Source organism: Saccharomonospora iraqiensis subsp. paurometabolica YIM 90007, assembly GCF_000231035.2.
GTDB classification, from domain to species: domain Bacteria; phylum Actinomycetota; class Actinomycetes; order Mycobacteriales; family Pseudonocardiaceae; genus Saccharomonospora; species Saccharomonospora paurometabolica.
The window spans coordinates 141,624-145,528 of record NZ_KI912218.1; the positions used below are offsets into that span (position 1 = coordinate 141,624).

Sequence of the window (3,905 nt, forward strand, 5' to 3'; positions counted from 1 at the left end):
TGCTGCTGCGGGTACGGGCCGGGCTGGCCGAACTGGCCCGCCTGGGGGTCCCCGGGAGGCGGCGCCCCGTACGGTTGCTGCGGCGGCTGCGGCTGGCCGTACCCGGGCTGCCCCGGTTGTCCCGGCTGGCCGGGGTGGCCGTACTGCGGTGGGCCGCCGAATCCGCTCTGGTCGGGAAAGCCCCCCGAGTCCGGACCCGCGGGGGGCTGTTGGCCCCACTGCGGCGGTTGGTTCCCTCCGTACGGCGCGCTCATCGTGTTGCCCTCCGCCAAGTCACCGACATGTGCACGGCACACCACCGTGGGTGTGCCGTGCGGAATCCAACCACACCCGCACCCGGCGGCGCACACCTGCACACCCCCGGCGGAACCGGTTCACGCGGACCGCACACCGGCCGGGTGTCGCCACCCCTCCGGTGGCGGGTCACACCTCGCCCGCGGCGACGACACCGCGCCGCAGCGACCGGGCGGCCTTGCCCGCCGCCCCACCCACCGGGTGTTCCTTACCGAGCACGGTCTTCAGCTGGTCGAGCAGGTCGATCACCTGGCGGGCCCAGCGCACGAAGTCCCCGGCGGACAGTTCCTGACCGTTCGTCTCGGCGGTGGTGAGTACCTTCTCCAGCGACTCGCCGCGCGCCCACCGGTACACCGGCCAGGCGAACCCGGCGTCGGGTTCGCGGGTGCGGTCCAGGCGGTGCCGACGTTCGTCGTCGACGAGGTCGGTCCACACCCGCACCGTCTCCCGCCAGGCGTCCGACACCGGCCCGGACGGCACTTTCGCCTCCGCCGTGGCGTCCCGCCGCGCCTCGTACACCAGGGTGGACACGACCGCGGCCAGTTCCGCCGGGCCGAGCCCGTGCCACACGCGGTGCCGCACACACTCGGCGGCCAGCAGGTCCGACTCGCTGTACAGCCGGGACAGTGTCCACCCGTGTCCGGTGACCTCGTCGCCGTCGTCGCCGAGGTAGCCGCGTTCGGCCAACAGCCCGCGGATCCGGTCGAACGACCGGGCCAGCGAGTGGGTGGTGGCGGCGACCTTGCGTTCGAGCTTGTCGTTCTCCGCGGCGAGCCGCTCGTGCCGTTCCACCCACCGCAGCCCGGCCTCCCGGTCGGCCATGCCGTGCACCGGGTGGGCGCGCAACTGCCGGCGCAGCTCGACCAGTTCGCTGTCCGAGGCGGCGTCGGAGCCGCGTCGACGCTGCCGCTTCGGCCGGGTGATGCCGGTGTTGCGCAGCGAGGAGGCGATGTCGCGGCGGGTCTTGGCCGAACGCAGCTCCACATGCTTGGGCAGTTTGACCCGGCCGAGCGGCTCCACCGGCGCGGGGAAGTCCGCCACCGACAGCGGCCCGGACCAGCGGTCCTCGGTCACCACGACCGGGCGGGGTTCCTCCATCTGGTCCAGCCCCGGGTCGACCACCACGGCCAGCCCGGCGCGCCGACCGCCCGGCACCGAGATCACGTCGCCCTTGCGCAGGTTCTCCAGCGACCGGGCGGTCTCGGCGCGGCGGGTGGCCGTGTTCTGCCGGGACAACGTCTTCTCCCGCTCGGAGATCGCGCGACGCAGCTGCGCGTACTCCCGCATCTGCTCGAAGTCGCCGGGGACGGCGTCGGCGTAGCCGCGCAGCGCCTCGACGTTGCGGTCGATCCGGCGGGACAGGCCCACCACCGACCGGTCGGCCTGGAACTGGGCGAACGACCGTTCCAGCATGCCGCGGGCCTCGGCGGCGCCGAGCTGGCCGACGAGGTTGACGGCCATGTTGTAGCCGGGCCGGAACGACGACTTCAGCGGGTAGGTGCGGGTGGAGGCCAGCCCACCGACCTGGCGCGGGTCCATCCCCGGCTGCCACAGCACCACGGCGTGCCCCTCGACGTCGATGCCGCGGCGCCCGGCGCGCCCGGTGAGCTGGGTGTACTCGCCGGCGGTGAGGTCGACGTGGGCCTCGCCGTTGTACTTGACCAGCCGCTCCAGCACCACGGTGCGGGCGGGCATGTTGATGCCCAGCGCCAGCGTCTCGGTCGCGAACACGACCTTGACCAGGCCGCGCACGAACAGTTCCTCCACGGTTTCCTTGAACGCGGGCAGCAACCCGGCGTGGTGGGCGGCCACGCCCTGCTCCAGCCCGTCGCGCCACTCCCAGTAGCCCAGCACCGCCAGGTCGTCGGGCGGCAGGTCCGCGGTGCGTTCGTCCACCACGCGGCGCACCTCGGCGACCTCGTCCGGCGTGTTCAGCCGCAGCCGCGAGTGGCGGCACTGGGTGACGGCGGCGTCGCACCCCGCCCGGGAGAAGATGAACACGATCGCGGGCAGCAGTCCCGCACGGTCCAGCCGGTCGATCACCTCGGTGCGCGACGGCGGCCGGTAACGGGGCATCCGCGGCGGGCCGCCGCGCCGGTTCCGGCCCCCCTTGCCCGCCCCGGCGGGGGCGTGCATCCGGGCGGTCTCCTCCACCCGGCGCAGCAACCGCGGGTTGATTTTGGCCTCGCCGGTGTCGGACTCCCCGGCGAACAGGTCCATCAGCCTGCCGCCGACGAGCATGTGCTGCCACAGCGGCACGGGCCGGTGCTCGTCCACCACGACCGTGGTGTCGCCACGCACGGCCACCAGCCACTCGCCGAACTCCTCGGCGTTGCTGACCGTGGCCGACAGCCCCACCACCCGCACATAGGCCGGCAGGTGCAGGATCACCTCCTCCCACACCGCGCCGCGGAACCGGTCGGCCAGGTAGTGGATCTCGTCCATGACGACGTAGCCGAGGTTGTCCAGCGCCGCCGAACCCGCGTAGAGCATGTTCCGCAGCACCTCGGTGGTCATCACCACGATCTGCGCGTCCCCGTTGATCGAGGTGTCCCCGGTGAGCAGCCCCACCGTCCCGGTGCCGTACCGCTCGGTCAGGTCGGCGAACTTCTGGTTCGACAGCGCCTTGATCGGCGTGGTGTAGAAACACTTACGGCCCTCGGCCAGCGCCAGGTGCACGGCGAACTCGCCGACCACGGTCTTGCCGGCGCCGGTGGGCGCGCACACGAGCACACCGTGCCCGTCCTCCAGCGCCTCGCACCCGCGGACCTGGAAGTCGTCGAAGGTGAACGCCAGCTCGCCGGTGAACCGGGCCAGTTCGGGGTAACGGCCGCGCCGCCGCGCCGCCGCGTACGCCTCGGCCGGACTGGTCGACGGGGAGGGATCGGTGGAAGGGTCCACGACCGTCAGGGTTGCACACCTCGGAGGCGACGCACAGACGGCGGGTGCCACTCACCCCGGCTGCCGGTCACCGCAGCAGCGCGTCGAGTTTCTCGTAGCCCTCGCGGACGCCGACCTCCATGCCGCTGCCGAGCATCGCGTCCCGCGCCTCGAGGGTGTCGACGAGCGAGGTCACGGTCACCCGGGTACGGCTTTCTCCGAGGTCGTCGAACACGGCGGTCTCCAGGCTGACCCCGTCGGGCAGGTCGGTCCAGGTGAAGGTCTGCACGATCCGCTCGGGCGGGCGGACCTCGTGGAACGAGCCGTAGAACGAGGCCACGTGCTCCCCACCGCGCCAGTTGGAATACCGCCAGTGGCCCCCGGTGCGGGGATCCCACCCGTCGATGCGCAACTCCAGCTCCCGCGGCCCGAGCCAGCGCGCCACCAGATCCGGGTCGGTCCAGGCGGCGAACACCCGCTGCCGGGCAGCGGCGAACTCGCGCACGATGCGGACCGCGGGCAATCCGTCGACGGCCTCGATCGTCGTCCCGCGCGTGGTGGTCGTCTCGTGGGCGCCCATGATCGCGTCCCTCCGTGTCGCCGGGTATGGGGCCGCCACGGCCGCCGGGCGCCCCCCGGGTCGTCCGGTGAGTACCCACGGCGCCGACGGCACACCACCCTGCCGCCCGCGCCCGGGTGTCAGGTCACGTCGTCGGTGCGGCCGCGGCCGT

2 protein-coding genes and 1 pseudogene are annotated in these 3,905 nt (G+C 73.2%); all 3 read right to left on the reverse strand.

The genetic code is table 11. From position 1 onward, the window contains the following. A pseudogene (locus SACPADRAFT_RS33795) lies at nucleotides 1-254 on the reverse strand (DUF4333 domain-containing protein); the annotation flags it as partial. Nucleotides 255-423: 169 nt separating this feature from the next. Further along, a complete protein-coding gene (locus tag SACPADRAFT_RS0207870) occupies nucleotides 424-3,195 on the reverse strand; it encodes a DEAD/DEAH box helicase (protein ID WP_007026804.1) in 2,772 nt (923 codons plus the stop codon). Between the two features lie 67 nt (nucleotides 3,196-3,262). Then, the gene (locus SACPADRAFT_RS0207875) at nucleotides 3,263-3,754 is read right to left on the reverse strand and encodes an SRPBCC family protein (RefSeq protein ID WP_007026805.1); all 492 of its coding nucleotides are present in this window, start codon (nucleotides 3,752-3,754) and stop codon (nucleotides 3,263-3,265) included. Nucleotides 3,755-3,905 lie beyond the last annotated feature (151 nt).

What these genes read in the sequence shown, in the direction of transcription:
- SACPADRAFT_RS0207875 (WP_007026805.1), bottom strand. Translation starts at nt 3,754, where the DNA reads ATGGGCGCCCACGAGACGACCACCACGCGCGGGACGACGATCGAGGCC.